Source organism: Dyella sp., assembly GCF_035503745.1.
Lineage (GTDB): Bacteria > Pseudomonadota > Gammaproteobacteria > Xanthomonadales > Rhodanobacteraceae > Dyella_B.
Genome location: NZ_DATJTC010000028.1, coordinates 22,108 through 38,437 on the forward strand (window position 1 = coordinate 22,108; position 16,330 = coordinate 38,437).

Sequence of the window (16,330 nt, forward strand, 5' to 3'; positions counted from 1 at the left end):
GGGAAACCCCATCCATGACCCAGGCTCGTCCGCTCAGTTTGATCACCGGTGCCTCTGCCGGGATTGGCGCTGCCTTTGCCCGTGCCCTTGCCGCGCTCGGCCACGATGTAGTGCTGACGGCGCGCCGCACCGACCGCCTGGAGTTGCTGGCCACGGAACTGCGTGCGGCGCATGGCATCCAGGCGACCGTGCTGACTAACGACCTGGCCGACCCGCACGCCGTCGAACAGCTGTGCGCGGAACTGGATCGGCGCGGTCTGCAGGTGGATTGGCTGATCAACAACGCAGGCTACGGCGTGCCCGGACGTTTCGATGCGAACGCATGGGCCACGCATGCGGATTTCCTGCGCGTGCTGGTGACCGCGCCCACGGAACTGGCATGGCGCTTGATCGGCGCCATGCGCGAACGCGGCTACGGACGCATCGTCAACGTGGCGTCGTTGGCCGGGCATGTACCGGGTTCGGCGGGACACACGCTGTATGCGGCAAGTAAAAGCTTCTGGATTCGAACCAGCCAATCACTTGCCTTGGAAAACGCTGATAAGGGCGTGAATGTCTGTGCCCTGTGTCCGGGTTTTACCTGGTCGGAATTTCACGATGTCACGGGCACGCGAACACTGATGAACAAGTTGCCCAACTTCATGTGGCAAACAGCCGACGAAGTGGTAAAGGAAGGCATTGATGCCGTAGAACGTGGCGAAGCTGTGCGGGTCACGGGGCGTACCAATCGTTTCATCAAGACGGTATTTAAGCTCATGCCTGACAAGTTGGCATTGAAGATTTCGGCAAAGCAGTCCAAGCGATATCGGGCACAGGACAATCATTAAATATACGCTCAAATACCAGGCACGAACTTCGCCTAGCGTTACCAAGCCTCTTGACCCTGACGCAACGTCAGACCGTAGCTTGGCGATATTCGAAGCCAGTCGGGGAATAGCAAACAATGCGATTGAAGATAGGTGAACTGGCGCAACGTACAGGCCTGACCGTCCGTTCCCTGCACCACTACGACCACATTGGGTTGTTGAAACCGTCTGTGCGTTCGGATGCCGGCTATCGGTTATACACCCAAGAAGATATAGAGCGACTGTATCGCATCATCGCTTTGCGTCAGCTTGGACTGTCTCTGGCAGATATCGGCACCGCCCTGTCCGGCCCAGAAACGTCAATAAAAATCCTGATCAGCAAGCAGATTGGCGTGCTCGAAAAGACTATGGCACGCGATCGCATCCTGTATCACCAACTCTGCGAACTTCGTGATGAACTGGCAACCGGGCAGCCCATCGATCCATCCCGCTGGATGGATACATTGGAGCTATTCACCATGTACGAGCATTATTTTTCACCTGAAGAACTAAAAGAACTCCCGCTTTACAACAATCCCAGCGTTCAACCTGAATGGAATTCGCTGGTTCAACAAGTTCAAGCAGCCATCGACCGAGGGGCCAAACCCGGAGATGCTGACGTGGATTGGCTTGCATTCCAATGGATGCAGATGATTAGCCGGGATACCGGAGGAAATCCAGATTTTCTGATGCGCCTCCACACCATGAACAAGCAGGAACCAGAAATACGCCAGCGAACTGGCATCACGGAAGAACTCGAACACTTCGTCGAACGGGCTATTGTCCAAGCGCGACTGACCATCTTTGAACGCTATTTGTCGCCGGATGAAATGGTTCGCATGAGGGCAAATTACGGCAAACACATGTACGAATGGCCACCGTTGATTTCTGCCTTACTCAAGTCGAGAAACGCCGGCATATCTCCCGATGATCCCGAGGTTCGAAAACTTGCGCGCCGCTGGATGGAGCTCTTCACGGCATATGCGGGTGACGCCCCGACGACCCACAGTCGTATTCGGGAGGCTTATGCGAAGGAACCCCATCTTCGCAGTGGCTCTGCCGTCGATGAGAAACTATTCGCCTACGTAAGGTCATCTTTGGAAGGGATGACTCGATGAGAAAAAATCCACGTAGAAAACTATCTGAATAAACATTCGCTCGGGGGTTGGAAGCACCACCACCCCCCTGCACTTATAAGATCAATTAGAACAATCAGATAGGAATGCGTGGCACGCCCCCCAAAAGCCATAAAAGGCAAGGCGAACATGATCAAGTTCTCGCAGTCACTGGCGTTGAAAAACCAGGCCCATGGCGTGCACGTCTGCACACTGCGCCTCTCGGCGCGGCAATCGCATCGCTACCGCGCGCAGGATTGATCAACCACCGATCCAGCGCGCAAGCGCGAACGCGGCGGCGGAAGCGAGGCCGCCTACCAGCATGGTCTGCAATGCCCCGCGCAGCATGCCGATGCCGGTGAAGCGGCTTTTGGCCGCGCCAAACAAGCCCAGCGCGATCAATGTGCAAACCACCGATGCACGCAGCGCCGGCTGCAGGCCATCGATCAGCATGTACGGCGCCAGCGGCACCAGGCCGCCGACGATGTAGGCGCCGCCGATGGTGAGGGCGCTGCGCAGGGCGCGGCCGGGTTCGGGTTTTTCCAGGCCCAGTTCAAAGCGCATCATGAAATCCACCCAGGCATCGTGGTTCTGGTGGAAGTGTGCGAGCACCGGTTTGCATGCTTCGCGGTCGAGGCCGTACTGGGCGAAGATCTGCACGATCTCGCGTTCTTCCTCGCGTGCCAGCTCGCGCACCTCGCGCACTTCGCGGCGGCGCTCGGCATCGTAGTGATCGGCATCGCCGCGCGCGGCAAGGTAGCCGCCAAGGCCCATGGCGATGGCGCCGGCGGCGATTTCCGCCACGCCCGCCACCACCACGACACGGCTGGCGACAGCGGCACCGGAGAGGCCGGCGGCGAGCGCGAACGGCACCGTGAGGCCGTCAGCCATGCCGATGACCAGGTCGCGGACGACATCGGAAGCGGTGAAGTGCCGTTCGGTGTGATGGTGATGATGCTTGGCAGACATGGCGATTCCTTGCGGTGCACGCAACTTTAGCCGCACGCGGCGAAGGGTGCGGCAATGAGACGTACACGTATTGGCTTTTGCGATGCGGTGGTTACGGTGATGCGCCCGGGCGCGGCCGGCATGAAAGCGGGAGCGGCGGTCGCGTCGCGCCGAAGCGGCTTTTCGGGAAGATGGCCCCTCACCCCAGCGCTCTCCTTGAAGCGCAGAGGGCGTGTGTGAGAAGGCGATGGAAGGGGCGTTCGGCAAGACGCCCCTCGCCCCAACCCTCTCCCCCAAAGGCGAGAGGGCGACCATCGCGTCAGATCAGTTTGATTTCGCGCAGGCGTTGCATGAGGTAGTCGTGGGAGCTGATCGCGGTGTCGTAGCGGCGCGGGTTGTCGGGCGAAATGCACTGCGGCAGCGGATCGAGCATCACGTCGGGATTGGGATGCAGGAAGTAAGGCACCGAATAGCGCGGCTTGCGCGCGTTGGCGTTCTGCGGGTTCACCACGCGATGGGTGGTGGACGGATAAACGTGGTTGGTCAGGCGTTGCAGCATGTCGCCGATGTTTACCACGATGGCATCACCTTCGGTGGTGATCGGCAGCCAGTTGCCCTCGCGCGTGAGCACTTCCAGGCCTTCGGCGCTGGCGCCGACCAGCAGGGTGATGAAGTTGATGTCCTCATGCGCGCCGGCACGCACGTTTGGCAGGTTTTCCTCGGCGATGGGCGGGTAATGGATCGGGCGCAGGATGGAGTTGCCCTGGTCGATCTTGTCCTCGAAGTAGGTTTCCGGCAGGTCGATGTGCAGTGCCAGCGCGCGCAGCACGCGGCTGCCCAGGTGATCGAGCGCCTCGAACAGCTCGTAGCCCAACGCGTGGAAGCCGGGTACTTCGGCCGGCCAGATGTTGGGCGGCATCACGTCGGCGAAACGGGAGTCGCGGTCGATCTCGCGGCCGATGTGCCAGAACTCTTTCAGGTCCGGATAGCGGCTGTCCTTGGCCGTTTCGATCTTGAACGGGGTGTAGCCGCGCGCGCCGCCGGTCCCGGGCACGTGGTACTTCATCTTGGTTTCGGTGGGCAGCGCGAAGAAGCGCTGGAAGGCGTCGTAGGCGCCATCGATCAATGCCGGGGTGATGCCGTGGCCGCTGATGCAGCAGAAACCGAACTCGCGGTACGCCGCGCCCAGTTCGGCGACAAAAGCCGCGCGATCGGTGTCGTAACGGCGTATGTCGAGGGTCGGAACCTTCTTGATGGATGTGTCCATGATGTTTTCCACAGGTTGGCGTGCGGTCGATTTGTGTTCCGCCACCGCAGGGGCGGTGCACGTCGGGCCTGTTCCTTGGCGACCTGGGTGTGGAGCCGGCGCCGGTTAAGGCCGGCCAGCCCCACTTGGTTCACGAGCGTTCGGCTGAGGATTTTACGACGTCGGCGAGGCGCTGGGCCAATACCCTGACTTCGGCCGCGTCGGCGGCCTCCACGGTGACGCGTACCAACGGTTCGGTGCCCGAGGCGCGCAGCACCACGCGGCCGCGGCCGCGCAAGGCCTGCTCGGCCTCGGCCAGCGCCTGGCGTACGGCGTCGGTACCAAGCGCCTCGCGGGCGCCATCGGCGCGGACGTTGATCATCACCTGGGGCATCTTGTGCAGGCCCCGGCGCGCGCCAGCCAGGTCCTGTTCCAGGGATTTGAGCGCTTCGAGCACCGCAAGCGCGGCCACGATGCCGTCGCCGGTGGTGGCGCGATCCAGGCACAGCACGTGGCCGGAGGTTTCGCCGCCCAGCACGCCGTCGTGTTCTTTGAGTTTTTGCAGCACGAAGCGGTCGCCCACGTTGGCGCGGATCAGTTCGATGCCCTGCTCGCCCAGTGCCTGCTGCAAACCGAAGTTGCTCATCGAGGTGCCGACCACCGGCCCCTTGAGCACGCCGCGCGCGTGCCAGCTGCGCGCCAGCACGTAGAGGATGTCGTCGCCGTCGCCCAGCTCGCCGTTACGGTCGACCATCTGCACGCGATCGCCATCGCCATCGAAGGCGAAGCCGATATCGGCCTGCTGCTCCATCACGGCGCGTTGAAGCGCCTGCGGATGCATCGAGCCGACGTCACGGTTGATGTTGAAGCCATCGGGACGGTCGCCGATGACGAACACATCCGCGCCAAGTTCGCCGAATACTTTCGGGGCCACCTGATAAGTGGCCCCGTGCGCGCAGTCGAGCACGACTTTCATGCCGGCCAGGCTGAAATCTTCCGGCACGGTGGATTTGCAGAATTCGGCGTAGCGCGTAACCGCATCGGTGACGCGCACGACCTTGCCGAGGTTTTCCGAATCGACGGTGGTGAACTGGGCATCAGCCTCGCGTTCGATGGCCTCTTCGATTTCGTCGGAAAGTTTTTCGCCATGCGCGGAGAAAAACTTGATGCCGTTGTCGTGATGCGGATTGTGCGAAGCGCTGATCACGACGCCGGCATCGGCGCGCAGGCTGCGCGTGAGATAGGCGACGGCGGGCGTGGGCATGGGCCCGAGCAGGCGCACGTCGGCGCCGGCGGCGGCCAGGCCCGCTTCCAGTGCCGATTCGAACATGTAGCCGGACACGCGCGTGTCCTTGCCGATCAACACCAGCGGACGGCCCGCGGATTTCTTGCGCTGACGCAGCACCACGCCCAGCGCTCGCCCGAGGCGCAGCATGAAATCGGCACTGATCGGCCACTGCCCGACGCGGCCGCGGATGCCATCGGTACCGAAGTATTTGCGTTGGTTCATGGAAAGTCCTGCGTCAAAGCCATTTTTACTCCTTCCCCTGCTCGCCGGGGAAGGTCGCAGAGGGGTAACCCCATCGTGCCCAAAAGCCTGTGAAGAGCTTTACCCCCTCCTAGTGGGCCGTTGCAAGCAGCGGCAGGCGATAAGGCCTGCGCAACGGTAGAAGATGAAGTGCCGCGTATTCAGTCGTCGTCGGGCCAGCGCGGCGCCTTGGGCGTATCGCGCCGCTCGGGCTTGTCGCCCGCTTGCACGGCATGCCACACCTTCAGGGCATCCACGGTGGCGGCAACGTCGTGGACGCGCACCATGCGCGCCCCGCGCTGAACCGCGATCAACGCGGCGGCCACGGAGCCCGCGGCACGCTCGGCCGGCTCCTTGCGGCCGGTAAGCGTGCCGATCATCGACTTGCGTGACAGGCCCACGTACACGCCGCTGCCCAGATCGGCGAAACGCTCCAGCCGACGCAACAGCGCGAGGTTGTGTTCCAGGTCTTTGCCAAAGCCAAAACCGGGGTCGACCACCACCTTGCGCCGGTCGATGCCGGCCAGCTCGCAGGCAAACAGGCGATCGGTGAGAAAACGATGCACTTCGCCGACCACGTCTTCGTAATGCGGCGCATCCTGCATGCTGCGCGGCTCGCCCTGCATGTGCATCAGGCAGACCGGCACGCGCAGGTCCGCCGCCGCATCCAGCGCGCCGTCGCGACGCAGTGCGTAGACATCGTTGATCATGCCCGCACCGGCAGCCACCGCCGCGCGCATTACTTCCGGCTTGGAGGTGTCGATGGCGATGGGCAGCGAGATTCGCGCTGCCAGTTGCTCGATCACCGGCAACACGCGGCGCAGTTCGTCTTCGACGGACACATCCGCAGCGCCTGGCCGGGTGGATTCGCCGCCGATATCGAGCATGTCCGCGCCCTCTTCCACCAGGCGCACGCCGTGTGCCACGGCGGCGTCGAGATCGGCGAACTGGCCGCCGTCGGAAAACGAATCGGGCGTGACGTTGACGATGCCGACCACGCGCGGACGATCCAGCGTCAGCGCACGGCCGTTGCAATCGAGTACGGTGGCAAACAGATCCGTCGACATGCCGCCTTACTCCGCACCGCCCAGTGGGCCCATGTAGCGCCGGTAATAGCGCAGCTCGTCGATGGAGTCACGAATGTCCGACAAGGCCGTATGCGCCGACTCCTTGCTGAAGCCGCGGCCGATCATCGGTGCCCAGCGCCGCGCCAGCTCCTTGAGGGTGGACACGTCGAGGTTGCGGTAGTGGAAAAACCGTTCCAGCTGCGGCATCTGCCGGTGCAGGAAGCGGCGGTCCTGGCAGATGGAGTTGCCGCACATGGGCGACTTGCCCGGTATCACCCAGGGCTTGAGGAATTCCAGCGTGGCCCGTTCCGCATGGGCGTGGTCCACGGTGGAATCGACCACCTGGTCCCACAGGCCCGAACGGCGATGCTGATTGCGGTTCCAGGCGTCCATCGCCTCCAGCCGTTGCACCTCGTGGCGGATGGCGAAAACCGGCCCCTCGGCCAGGATGGCGAGGTCCTTGTCGGTGACGATGGTGGCTATTTCGAGGACCGAATCGTTGTCGGTGTCCAGACCGGTCATCTCCAGGTCGATCCAGATGAGGTTGTCTTCGTTGACTTGGCTCATGCGCCCTCCGTTGGACCAGTTTAACAGCTCATCATGCGATGATCCGGTGATGCAGACCCTCTTCTGGCACGACTACGAAACCTTCGGCACGGACAGCCGCCGCGACCGGCCGATCCAGTTCGCCGGTATCCGCACCAACATGGAGCTGGAAATCGTGGACGAGCCGGTGATGTTCTTCGCTCGGCCGCCGCGCGAGATGCCCCCTTCCCCGGAGTCCTGCCTGATCACCGGGATCACCCCCCAGCAGGCCGAAAGCGAGGGTATCGGCGAAGCGGACTTCGCCGCACGCGTGCACGAGCAACTGGCCGCCCCGGGCACCTGCGGCGTAGGCTACAACTCCTTGCGCTTCGACGATGAATTCACCCGGCAGCTGCTGTATCGCAATTTCTACGAACCGTATGCACGAGAGTGGGAAAACGGCAATTCGCGCTGGGACCTGATCGACCTGGTGCGCATGTGCGCGGCGCTGCGCCCCGAGGGCATCGTGTGGCCCACGCGCGAGGACGGCATGCCCAGCTTCAAGCTGGAGCATCTGGCCCAGGCCAACCATCTGCGGCAGGAACGCGCCCACGATGCCTTGTCCGACGTGCATGCGCTGATCGACCTGGCGCGCCTGATCCGGGTGCGCCAGCCACGCTTGTGGGATTGGCATTACGGGCTGCGGCGCAAGCAGCGCGTGTTCGAGTTGCTGGACGTGGCCAACATGACGCCGCTGGTGCATGTTTCCTCGCGCTACCCCGCCAGCCGCCACTGCCTGGCGGTGATCGTGCCGCTGGCCGTGCATCCCAGCCGCACCGGCGAAATCATCGTCTACGACCTGGCGCAGGACCCGGCGGATCTGCTCGCGCTGCCCGCCGATGAAATCGCCGACCGCATGTTCACCACGCGCGCCGATCTACCGGAAGACATCGAGCGCATACCTTTGCGCACCATTCACGCCAACCGCTCGCCGGCGCTGGCGCCGTTGTCGGCGCTCAAGGGCGTGGACATGCAACGGCTGCAACTGGACCTCGACCGCTGCCTTGCGCATGCCGACCGCTTGCGCGCCGCCAGCGGCTTGCGCGAAAAATTGCGCGAAGTGTTTGAGCACGCCAGCAGCCCGCCGCCGCCGGAAGATCCGGAGTTGGCCTTGTACGGCGGCTTTCTGCCTGATGCGGACAAGCGATTGCTGCGCGACGTACGCGCCACGCCACCCGACCAGCTTGCGCAGCGCCGCTTCGACTTTCGCGACACGCGCTATCCGGAGCTGCTGTTTCGCTACCGCGCGCGCAACTGGCCCCAGACACTGACCCCGGAAGAACGCGAACGCTGGGAAACCTTCCGGCTGCATCGCCTCACTCGCCCCACCGCGCTCACCGCCATGACGCTGGCCGATTACTTCGCCCGCCTGTCCGAGCTGCGCCACGATCCGGCGCACGCAGAAAAACACCAGCTGCTCGACCGGCTGCAGGCCTGGGGCGAGCAACTAGCCATCGAAGCCGGCATTACCGCCTGATCCACGGAACCATCGACACCATGCCACGCACTTATTTCACGCCCGCCACCTTCCGTTTTCTTCGCGCCTTGAATCGCAACAACAATCGCGAGTGGTTTCTTGCGCACAAAACCGATTACGAAAAAGACGTGCGCGATCCGTTCCTGCAACTGATTACCGATCTGCAGGCGCCACTGGCCAAGATCAGCAAGCATTACCGCGCCGATCCGCGCACGAACGGCGGCTCGCTATTTCGCATCTACCGCGACACGCGCTTCTCGGGCGACAAGGACCCGTACAAGCCCTGGGCCGGTGCGCGCTTCTTTCACGAACGCCGGCATGAAATTCCCGCACCTTCCTTTTACCTGCATGTGCAGCCGGGCGATTGCTTCGTCGGCGGCGGCATGTGGCATCCGCAAGCCGATGCCTTGAAGCGGATTCGCGCTTTCATCGCCGACAATCCGGCTGCGTGGAAGCGCGCCACGCAAAGCAAGGCGTTCCGCGATCATTTCGAGTTCTGGGGCGAATCGCTGACACGGCCACCGCGCGGGTTCGATCCGGAGCACGAGCTGATCGAGGATTTGAAGCGCAAGGATTTCGCGGCGGGCGAAGCGTTTGAGGAGGCCATGGCGTGCTCGGCGGAGCTGTTGCCGCATGTAGTGGAGCGCTTCAAGCGGGTGGCGCCGATGATCGATTACCTGTGTGCTTCACAGGAGTTGGATTTTTAGGATCGCCGCCGAATACAGGCCACCGCGGGAATGACGGCCGAGGGACACAAGCGCTTTCGTTTGGCATAAAAAAGCCCGCTTTCGCGGGCTTTTCTCAACCTCAGGCTTCCGGCCGCATGTACGGAAACAACAACACATCGCGTATCGACGACGAACCGGTCAACAACATCACCAGTCGATCGATGCCGATACCCAGGCCGCCGGTCGGCGGCAAGCCCACTTCCAGGGCACGGATATAGTCCGCGTCGAAGTGCATTGCCTCGTCGTCGCCCGAATCCTTGGCATCCACCTGCGCCTGGAAACGCGCGGCCTGGTCTTCCGGATCGTTCAATTCGGAGAAGCCGTTGGCGATCTCCTTGCCGTTGATGAACAGCTCGAAGCGATCGGTGATGCCCTTGTCGACATCGTTCTCGCGCGCCAGCGGCGACACCTCCACCGGATGGTCGATGATGAAGGTGGGCTGCACCAGCGTGTGCTCGACCGTTTTCTCGAAGATTTCCAGTAGCAGCTTGCCCCAGCCGTAACCCGGCTTGACCTGCACGCCCAGCCGCTTGGCATGGGCAGCCATCGCGTCGCGGTCACGCAGTTCCTCGCGCTTGATCTCGGGGTTGAGCTCAAGCACGGCATCTTCCATGCGCCAGCGGCGGAACGCGGGACCCACATCGATATCGGCGCCTTCCCAGCTGAGCTGAGTGGTGCCCAGCACCACTTGCGCCGTGTCGCGGATCACGGACTCGGTGAGGTCCATGATCTCGTGATACGTGGCGTAGGCCTGGTACAGCTCCAGCATGGTGAACTCGGGGTTGTGCCGGGTGGACACGCCCTCGTTGCGGAAATTGCGGTTGATCTCGTACACGCGATCGAAGCCGCCCACGACCAGGCGCTTCAAATACAGCTCCGGCGCCACGCGCAGGAACAGGTCGATGTCCAGCGCGTTGTGATGGGTAATGAACGGTCGCGCCGTGGCGCCGCCGGGGATGATATGCATCATCGGCGTTTCCACTTCCATGAAACGGCGCGGCTCCGCTTCCAGCCATTGGCGCATGTAGCCGATGATCTTCGAGCGCAGCGCGAAAGTGCGGCGCGCTTCCTCGGTGACGATCAAATCGACGTAACGCTGGCGATAGCGCTGCTCCACGTCGGCCAGGCCATGCCACTTGTCGGGCAGCGGGCGCAGGCTCTTGGTCAGCAGGCGCAAGGCATGCACCTTTACCGACAGCTCGCCGGTCTTGGTGCGCATCAGCACGCCTTCGGCGCCGACGATGTCGCCCACATCCCAGCCCTTGAAGGCCTTGTAGGTATCCTCGCCGACCGTGCCCTGGTGGATGAACAGCTGGATACGCCCGCTGAAATCCTGCATCTGCACGAACGCTACCTTGCCCTGGTCGCGCTTGAGCATGATGCGGCCGGCCACTTTCACATGGCGCCCCAGCGCTTCGATGGCTTCGGCGGTATGCGCATCCTTGTCAGCGAATTCCGCCTGCAGGTCGCCGGCGAAAGCATCGACCTTGAAGTCGTTCGGAAAGGCGATGCCGGTGTCGCGCAGCGCGCGCAGCTTTTCGCGGCGTTCGGCAATCAGCTTGTTTTCGTCGGTGGTTTCAGTCATGGATGGTCCGTGTTGTCCCGACGCCCGCGCGGGGCGCCGAATGCTTCTTTAATGTGTCGATGGCTACACCAGCGCAGCGCGGCTTGCTTGCGATAACCAACGTGCCGTCAGTGGCTTTTGTGAAACACCTGCTTGACCGCATGCGTAGTCGCGTTCCAGCCCTCGCGCGCGCCATGCGCAATGCCGTGGCCTACATCCGCCGCGCCGTGCCCGATCGACTTTGCCACATGGGCCGTTCCGTGGCCGACGGTCCTGGCTGCCTGCGCGGTGCCGTGGCCGATGTCGCGTGCTCCGTTGCCGATCCCGTGGCCGACGGTTTTCGCATCCTGCTTCATGTCCTGGCCGAAGCCCCCAGGCGCGGCGCTCGCCGTGCGCGCCGACAACGCCAGCAGCGCACAGGCTAGCAGCATGCCGGCGGCCTTCGCACCGGTCATGCAGCGGCTCCGCGGGCATCGATCAGGCGCATCGGTCCATCATGCGTCGACGCGCTTGGCGCCGGCGTCCAGGCCGGATTTGAGGCTGGCTTCGACGAACTCGTCCAGGTCGCCGTCCAGCACTTTCTGCGTATCGGTGCGTTCGATGCCGGTGCGCAGGTCCTTGATGCGGCTCTGGTCCAGCACGTAATTGCGGATCTGGCTGCCCCAGCCGATGTCCGATTTGGTCGCTTCCAACGCGTTTTTCTCGGCGTTGCGCTTTTGCATCTCGATTTCGTACAGCTTGGCGGCCAGCATTTTCATCGCGCGGTCGCGGTTGGCGTGCTGGCTGCGCTCGGTCTGGCAAGCCACCACCACGCCGCTGGGCATGTGCGTGATGCGCACGGCCGATTCGGTCTTGTTGACGTGCTGGCCGCCGGCGCCGGACGAGCGGTAGACGTCGGTCTTGAGGTCGGCCGGGTTGATCTCGATGTCGATGTCGTCGTCCACTTCGGGCGAGACGAATACCGAGGTGAAGCTGGTGTGGCGGCGGTTGTCCGAATCGAACGGGCTCTTGCGCACCAGGCGATGCACGCCGATTTCGGTTTTCAGCCAGCCGTAGGCGTAATCGCCTTCCACGCGGAACGTGGCGGACTTGATGCCGGCAACTTCGCCTGCGCTCACTTCCATCAACTCGGTTTTCCAGCCGCGCCACTCGCACCAGCGCAGGTACATGCGCAGCAGCATTTCGGCCCAGTCCTGCGCCTCGGTGCCGCCGGCACCGGCCTGGATGTCGACGAAGGCATTGGCCGAGTCCATCTTGCCGGAGAACATGCGCTGGAATTCCAGCTTGCCGACCTGCCCTTCGAGCTGGCCCACGTCGGCGACGACGGATTGGACGGTGGCGTCGTCGCCATCGGCGGCGGCCATCTCCAGCAGTTCGCCGGCGTCGTCCAGACCGGCGGTGATGCGGTCGATGCCGCTGACGATGGTGTCCAGGCGGGCGCGTTCGCGGCCCAGTTCCTGTGCGCGCGGCGGATCGTCCCAGACGTTGGGGCTTTCCAGTTCGCGGCTTACTTCTTCCAGGCGCTCACGCTTGGTGGCGTAGTCAAAGATACCCCCTAAGCGATTCGATGCGGCCCTTGAGGTCCGCGATCTGCGCGAGGATCGGATTGGTTTCGATCATGAGGTGGAGCCTGAAGGTGGTGCGCCATGGCGGCGCGAATCAATAGTTTATGGTAACAAATCCGCCGCTGGGGGCCTAGGCGATGGCACCGGAGCCTGATCCGCACAGGCAGCCGCGCCCACCGCCGCGCGCCCTTCCCGCATCGATTGGCCATAGCCTGGCACTGCAAGCGATCTTATTGCACACCCCCTATCGCCTACCTACACTCCGCCCCGGCACTGACGCAAACCTTATGCGCTACAAGGAGCTGTTCCGTGAAATTCCCATTCGCGACTTCGGCTGTTTTGTTCGCTGCCTTCATCGCCTGTGCCGCCTCGGCGCAATCGTCGATCACGGACGGGAGCGGTACCGGCGCTGTCTCCAGTGACACTATCAAGACCATCGTCACCGCGGTCGCCAAGGCCGACCTCGGGACGCTGGACGCGTTGCGCCAATCCTCCACCGACGACGCCACGCGACGGCTGGCGGCCATGGCCGCGGAACGCATCCAGGGCGACTTCGACAAATCGAGCGCGGACGCAGCGGTCTGCGCGAGAACGTACTTCGACAGCGCCGTGCAGACGGCCCTGTTCTGCGCGCGCTTTCGCATCGGCAACCTGCGCCTGGCCGGCCGGGAAAGCGACGCGGACCAGGCCGACCAGGACATGGTCAAGCGCTTCCAATCCAAACTGCCGGCGCAGCAGGCGCAAAACATCCAGAACGCCGCCTCGGCCTACGATGCCTTGCCGGTGCTCAGCGTGCAGCGCCCCGGTAACGGCTTTCGCATTCCCTTGCTCTACGCCGAGCACCTTGAACGCAACGGCGGCATCACCGAAACCAGCAAGCGCGACATCGCGGTAACCGCCAACGGGCAAACCGTAAACATGCGCTTCGCCACCGGCCCGGCTTATCTGCAACTGGATGAAGACACCGCCAGAAAACTGGGCGTGCGTATCCTCGATGCGCACGTCGCGGCCAGGACTGCGTTCAACGATAAGATCACGGCGCAGACCGGCGTGCTGGACAAGCTGAGCTTCGATGGCGTTACGGTAGAAAACGCTCCGGTCGTGGTCGTGCCCAGGACCGTGCCGACCATCGGCATCGGCATCATCAAATACCTGGGCGCGATGCGTATTACCAAGGACGCCATCATGGTCTACGGCCCCAACGATCCGCGCCCGGCCGGCAGCGATCCGATCCTGATCGGTAGCCGTATCAATGGCGGCAACATGCACATCGTTACCTCGCTGACGATCAACGGCGCGGCACACCTTACCGTGATCAACACCGCCGACCCGTTCTACCTTACCGGCAGCAAGGGCGCGATGGCGGATCTGGACACGCGCTTCGCCGGGCAATTGCAGCGGCGCAGCGCGAGCAACGTGAGGCACGGCGAAACGATCGACCGCACCCTGGCCGACGTGTTGATAGGCGGCCAGCCGATGCGGATGAAATTTGGCGTGCTTGCCGACGAGAACTCGCCCTGGAACTACCAGCTCGGGCGCAGCGCACTGCAGGATATGGACATCTATCTGGACTTCCAGCATCGCCGCCTGGCGCTGATCCCGCGCAGCGACATCCGCTGACGCACCAGGAGAGCCGGCCGCGCGGTGCAGCCAGCTCCCCTTGCAGAAACACCCCTCACACGGTTGCCTGCAGGGCGTGCGCGTGCACATCGCGGACAGCACGCCCGGAAGGATCGGCCATGGCCGCGAATGCGGGATCCCACGCCAGGGCCGCGGGCGAGGAGCAGGCAATCGACTTGCCGCCGGGCACCGTCGCGGCGCAGGCTTCGCCCGGAAAGTATTTTTCGAAGATGCGGCGATACAGGTAGGCCTCCTTGGTGGCCGGCGTGTTGAACGGATAACGTGATACCGCCGCCGCAAACTCGCGGTCGCTGATGGCCTGTTCGGCATGCGCTTTCAGTCCGTCGATCCAGCCATAGCCGACGCCATCGCTGAACTGCTCTTTCTGCCGCCACAGGATCGCTTCGGGCAACGCACCCTGGAAGGCTTCGCGCAGCACCGCTTTCTCGATGCGGCCCTTGCCGGCCATCTTATGCGTGGCATCCATGCTCATCGCCACTTCCAAGAAGTGCAGATCCAGGAACGGCACGCGCGCTTCCACACCCCAGGCCATCATCGATTTGTTGGCGCGCAGGCAGTCGTAGCTGTGCAGCGCATCGATCTTGAGTACGGTTTCTTCATGGAAGGCTTCGGCGGAGGGCGCCTTGTGGAAGTACAGATAGCCGCCGAAAATCTCATCCGAGCCCTCGCCCGAGAGCACCATCTTCACACCCATCGCCTTGATCCGACGTGCGAGCAGATACATCGGCGTGGAAGCGCGGATGGTGGTGACGTCGTAGGTTTCGATGTGCCGGATCACTTCCGGCAACGCATCCAGCCCTTCCCAGAAGGTGTAGACGAAGCCGTGATGCACGGTTCCCAGCGCATCGGCCACTACTTTCGCCGCCGCCAGATCGGGCGAACCGGCAAGGCCGATGGCGAAGGAATGCAGGCGCGGCCACCAGGCTTCGCTGCGGTCGTCATCCTCGATGCGCTCGCGTGCATAGCGTGCGGCGCACGCGGCCACCAGCGAGGAATCCAGGCCGCCGGACAGCAGCACACCGTACGGAACGTCAGTCATCAGCTGGCGGTGCACAGCCTGTTCGAACGCCTCACGCAGTCCGCCCGGCGTAAGCGATTTATCTTTGGTCGCCGCGTAATCGCGCCATGGACGGCTGTAGTAGCGCTGCAACTGACCGGTGGCGCTATCGTAGACATGCCCCGGCGGAAACGGCGCGACATCGGCGCAAATGCCTACCAGCGCCTTCATTTCCGAGGCCACGCACAATCTGCCGTGTGCATCATGGCCCCAGTACAGCGGGCACACGCCGATGGGGTCGCGCGCGATGAGATAGCGCTGGGCATCGCCGTCCCACAACGCGAAAGCGAAAATGCCGTTGAGCTTGCCCAGAAAATCGGCGCCGTGGTCGGCGTAGAGCGCGTTGATCACTTCGCAATCGGAGCCGGTGGTGAAGTCGTAGCCGCTCTTCGCGCGCAGCTCGCGATGGTTGTAGATCTCACCGTTCACCGCCAGCGCCAGCTTGCCGTCACGCGAACGCAAAGGCTGCGCGCCGCTGGCGGGGTCTACGATGGCCAAGCGCTCGTGCACCAGGATCACCCCGGCGTCCACGAACACCCCGCTCCAATCGGGCCCGCGATGGCGCTGGCGCTGCGACAGTTCCAGGGCCAGTAGGCGCAAGGCAGCGAGGTCGTCGCCCGGTTGCAGATCGAACATTCCGAAGATGGCGCACATGACACATTTCCTTTGCTTGGGTGGGTAAGGCGTAAAAACAAAAGGGCCCGCACTTGGCGGGCCCTTTTGCGTGTGTGTTTGGTCTCTTGCTGCTACACGCCGGCCCACCCGTGATGACGGGTATTGTTATTGGCGTTGTTATTGAGGCCGTTCGCAGCCACGCGCACCTGCGCCGGCAAGGCGGCGATCAAGGCGGGATGGCTAGTGCAGGAGGCGTTCATGACCCGACTACAGCACAAGGCTAGGCGGCGCGCAAGCTGTAACAGCTCCGAAACAGCATCCAGAACGTGCTTTTGCCAGAGCCATAGCG

Annotated in this window: 14 protein-coding genes; 5 read left to right on the plus strand and 9 right to left on the minus strand. The window is 63.2% G+C overall.

Annotation, left to right across the window (positions count from 1 at the left end; translation table 11 throughout):
• The first annotated feature begins 14 nt into the window (after positions 1–14).
• Together VME63_RS11240 and VME63_RS11245 are read left to right on the plus strand one after the other, a co-directional pair.
• Positions 15–827, plus strand: coding sequence for an SDR family NAD(P)-dependent oxidoreductase (locus VME63_RS11240; RefSeq protein ID WP_325433378.1), 813 nt, complete (start codon positions 15–17; stop codon positions 825–827).
• 116 nt (positions 828–943) lie between these two features.
• Entirely contained in the window at positions 944–1,963 is a 1,020-nt protein-coding gene (locus tag VME63_RS11245) for a MerR family transcriptional regulator (protein WP_325433294.1), read from the plus strand.
• Between the two features lie 258 nt (positions 1,964–2,221).
• Here VME63_RS11245 and VME63_RS11250 read toward each other — a convergent pair whose 3' ends face one another.
• From VME63_RS11250 to orn, 5 genes are all read right to left on the minus strand, one after another.
• A complete protein-coding gene (locus tag VME63_RS11250) occupies positions 2,222–2,929 on the minus strand; it encodes a VIT1/CCC1 transporter family protein (protein ID WP_325433296.1) in 708 nt (235 codons plus the stop codon).
• Positions 2,930–3,227: 298 nt separating this feature from the next.
• Entirely contained in the window at positions 3,228–4,163 is a 936-nt protein-coding gene (locus VME63_RS11255; protein ID WP_325433380.1) for an isopenicillin N synthase family dioxygenase, read from the minus strand.
• A 142-nt stretch (positions 4,164–4,305) separates the two neighbouring features.
• Positions 4,306–5,664: a phosphoglucosamine mutase gene (gene glmM / locus VME63_RS11260; RefSeq protein WP_325433298.1), complete on the minus strand. Its 1,359-nt coding sequence runs from the start codon at positions 5,662–5,664 to the stop codon at positions 4,306–4,308.
• Positions 5,665–5,843: 179 nt separating this feature from the next.
• Entirely contained in the window at positions 5,844–6,749 is a 906-nt protein-coding gene (folP, locus tag VME63_RS11265; RefSeq protein ID WP_325433300.1) for a dihydropteroate synthase, read from the minus strand.
• 6 nt (positions 6,750–6,755) lie between these two features.
• Positions 6,756–7,316, minus strand: a complete 561-nt coding sequence (orn, locus tag VME63_RS11270; protein ID WP_325433302.1) for an oligoribonuclease — start codon at positions 7,314–7,316, stop codon at positions 6,756–6,758.
• Positions 7,317–7,365: 49 nt separating this feature from the next.
• Here orn and sbcB point away from each other — a divergent pair, with 49 nt between their 5' ends.
• On the plus strand, positions 7,366–8,811 hold the full coding sequence (sbcB, locus tag VME63_RS11275; RefSeq protein ID WP_325433305.1) for an exodeoxyribonuclease I: 1,446 nt from the start codon (positions 7,366–7,368) through the stop codon (positions 8,809–8,811).
• Positions 8,812–8,831: 20 nt separating this feature from the next.
• Positions 8,832–9,518 carry a DUF2461 domain-containing protein gene (locus VME63_RS11280; RefSeq protein WP_325433307.1) on the plus strand — a complete coding sequence of 229 codons (687 nt, stop codon included), beginning with the start codon at positions 8,832–8,834 and terminating at the stop codon, positions 9,516–9,518.
• Between the two features lie 100 nt (positions 9,519–9,618).
• Here VME63_RS11280 and lysS read toward each other — a convergent pair whose 3' ends face one another.
• The 3 genes from lysS to prfB all read right to left on the minus strand — a co-directional run bounded on the left by lysS (position 9,619) and on the right by prfB (position 12,723).
• On the minus strand, positions 9,619–11,124 hold the full coding sequence (lysS, locus tag VME63_RS11285; protein WP_325433308.1) for a lysine--tRNA ligase: 1,506 nt from the start codon (positions 11,122–11,124) through the stop codon (positions 9,619–9,621).
• A gap of 107 nt (positions 11,125–11,231) precedes the next feature.
• Positions 11,232–11,558 carry a hypothetical protein gene (locus VME63_RS11290; protein ID WP_325433310.1) on the minus strand — a complete coding sequence of 109 codons (327 nt, stop codon included), beginning with the start codon at positions 11,556–11,558 and terminating at the stop codon, positions 11,232–11,234.
• 39 nt (positions 11,559–11,597) lie between these two features.
• Positions 11,598–12,723 (minus strand): peptide chain release factor 2 gene (gene prfB / locus VME63_RS11295; RefSeq protein ID WP_325433311.1). Its coding sequence is split into 2 segments (ribosomal slippage): positions 11,598–12,647 and positions 12,649–12,723, totalling 1,125 coding nucleotides; the frame shifts between segments, so codons are not numbered across the junction.
• 254 nt (positions 12,724–12,977) lie between these two features.
• Here prfB and VME63_RS11300 point away from each other — a divergent pair.
• Positions 12,978–14,288 carry a retropepsin-like aspartic protease gene (locus tag VME63_RS11300; protein WP_325433312.1) on the plus strand — a complete coding sequence of 437 codons (1,311 nt, stop codon included), beginning with the start codon at positions 12,978–12,980 and terminating at the stop codon, positions 14,286–14,288.
• Positions 14,289–14,343: 55 nt separating this feature from the next.
• Here the strand turns inward: VME63_RS11300 and asnB are convergent, their stop codons facing one another.
• Positions 14,344–16,020, minus strand: a complete 1,677-nt coding sequence (gene asnB, locus VME63_RS11305) for an asparagine synthase B (RefSeq protein WP_325433314.1) — start codon at positions 16,018–16,020, stop codon at positions 14,344–14,346.
• Between the last annotated feature and the right edge of the window lie 310 nt (positions 16,021–16,330).

Bases quoted from the DNA above. Each gene is read 5' to 3' on its own strand.
- VME63_RS11240 (WP_325433378.1), top strand. From the start codon at position 15: ATGACCCAGGCTCGTCCGCTCAGTTTGATCACCGGTGCCTCTGCCGGG.
- VME63_RS11245 (WP_325433294.1), top strand. From the start codon at position 944: ATGCGATTGAAGATAGGTGAACTGGCGCAACGTACAGGCCTGACCGTC.
- VME63_RS11250 (WP_325433296.1), bottom strand. From the start codon at position 2,929: ATGTCTGCCAAGCATCATCACCATCACACCGAACGGCACTTCACCGCT.
- glmM (WP_325433298.1), bottom strand. From the start codon at position 5,664: ATGAACCAACGCAAATACTTCGGTACCGATGGCATCCGCGGCCGCGTC.
- folP (WP_325433300.1), bottom strand. From the start codon at position 6,749: ATGTCGACGGATCTGTTTGCCACCGTACTCGATTGCAACGGCCGTGCG.
- orn (WP_325433302.1), bottom strand. From the start codon at position 7,316: ATGAGCCAAGTCAACGAAGACAACCTCATCTGGATCGACCTGGAGATG.
- sbcB (WP_325433305.1), top strand. From the start codon at position 7,366: ATGCAGACCCTCTTCTGGCACGACTACGAAACCTTCGGCACGGACAGC.
- VME63_RS11280 (WP_325433307.1), top strand. From the start codon at position 8,832: ATGCCACGCACTTATTTCACGCCCGCCACCTTCCGTTTTCTTCGCGCC.
- lysS (WP_325433308.1), bottom strand. From the start codon at position 11,124: ATGACTGAAACCACCGACGAAAACAAGCTGATTGCCGAACGCCGCGAA.
- VME63_RS11290 (WP_325433310.1), bottom strand. From the start codon at position 11,558: ATGACCGGTGCGAAGGCCGCCGGCATGCTGCTAGCCTGTGCGCTGCTG.
- asnB (WP_325433314.1), bottom strand. From the start codon at position 16,020: ATGTGCGCCATCTTCGGAATGTTCGATCTGCAACCGGGCGACGACCTC.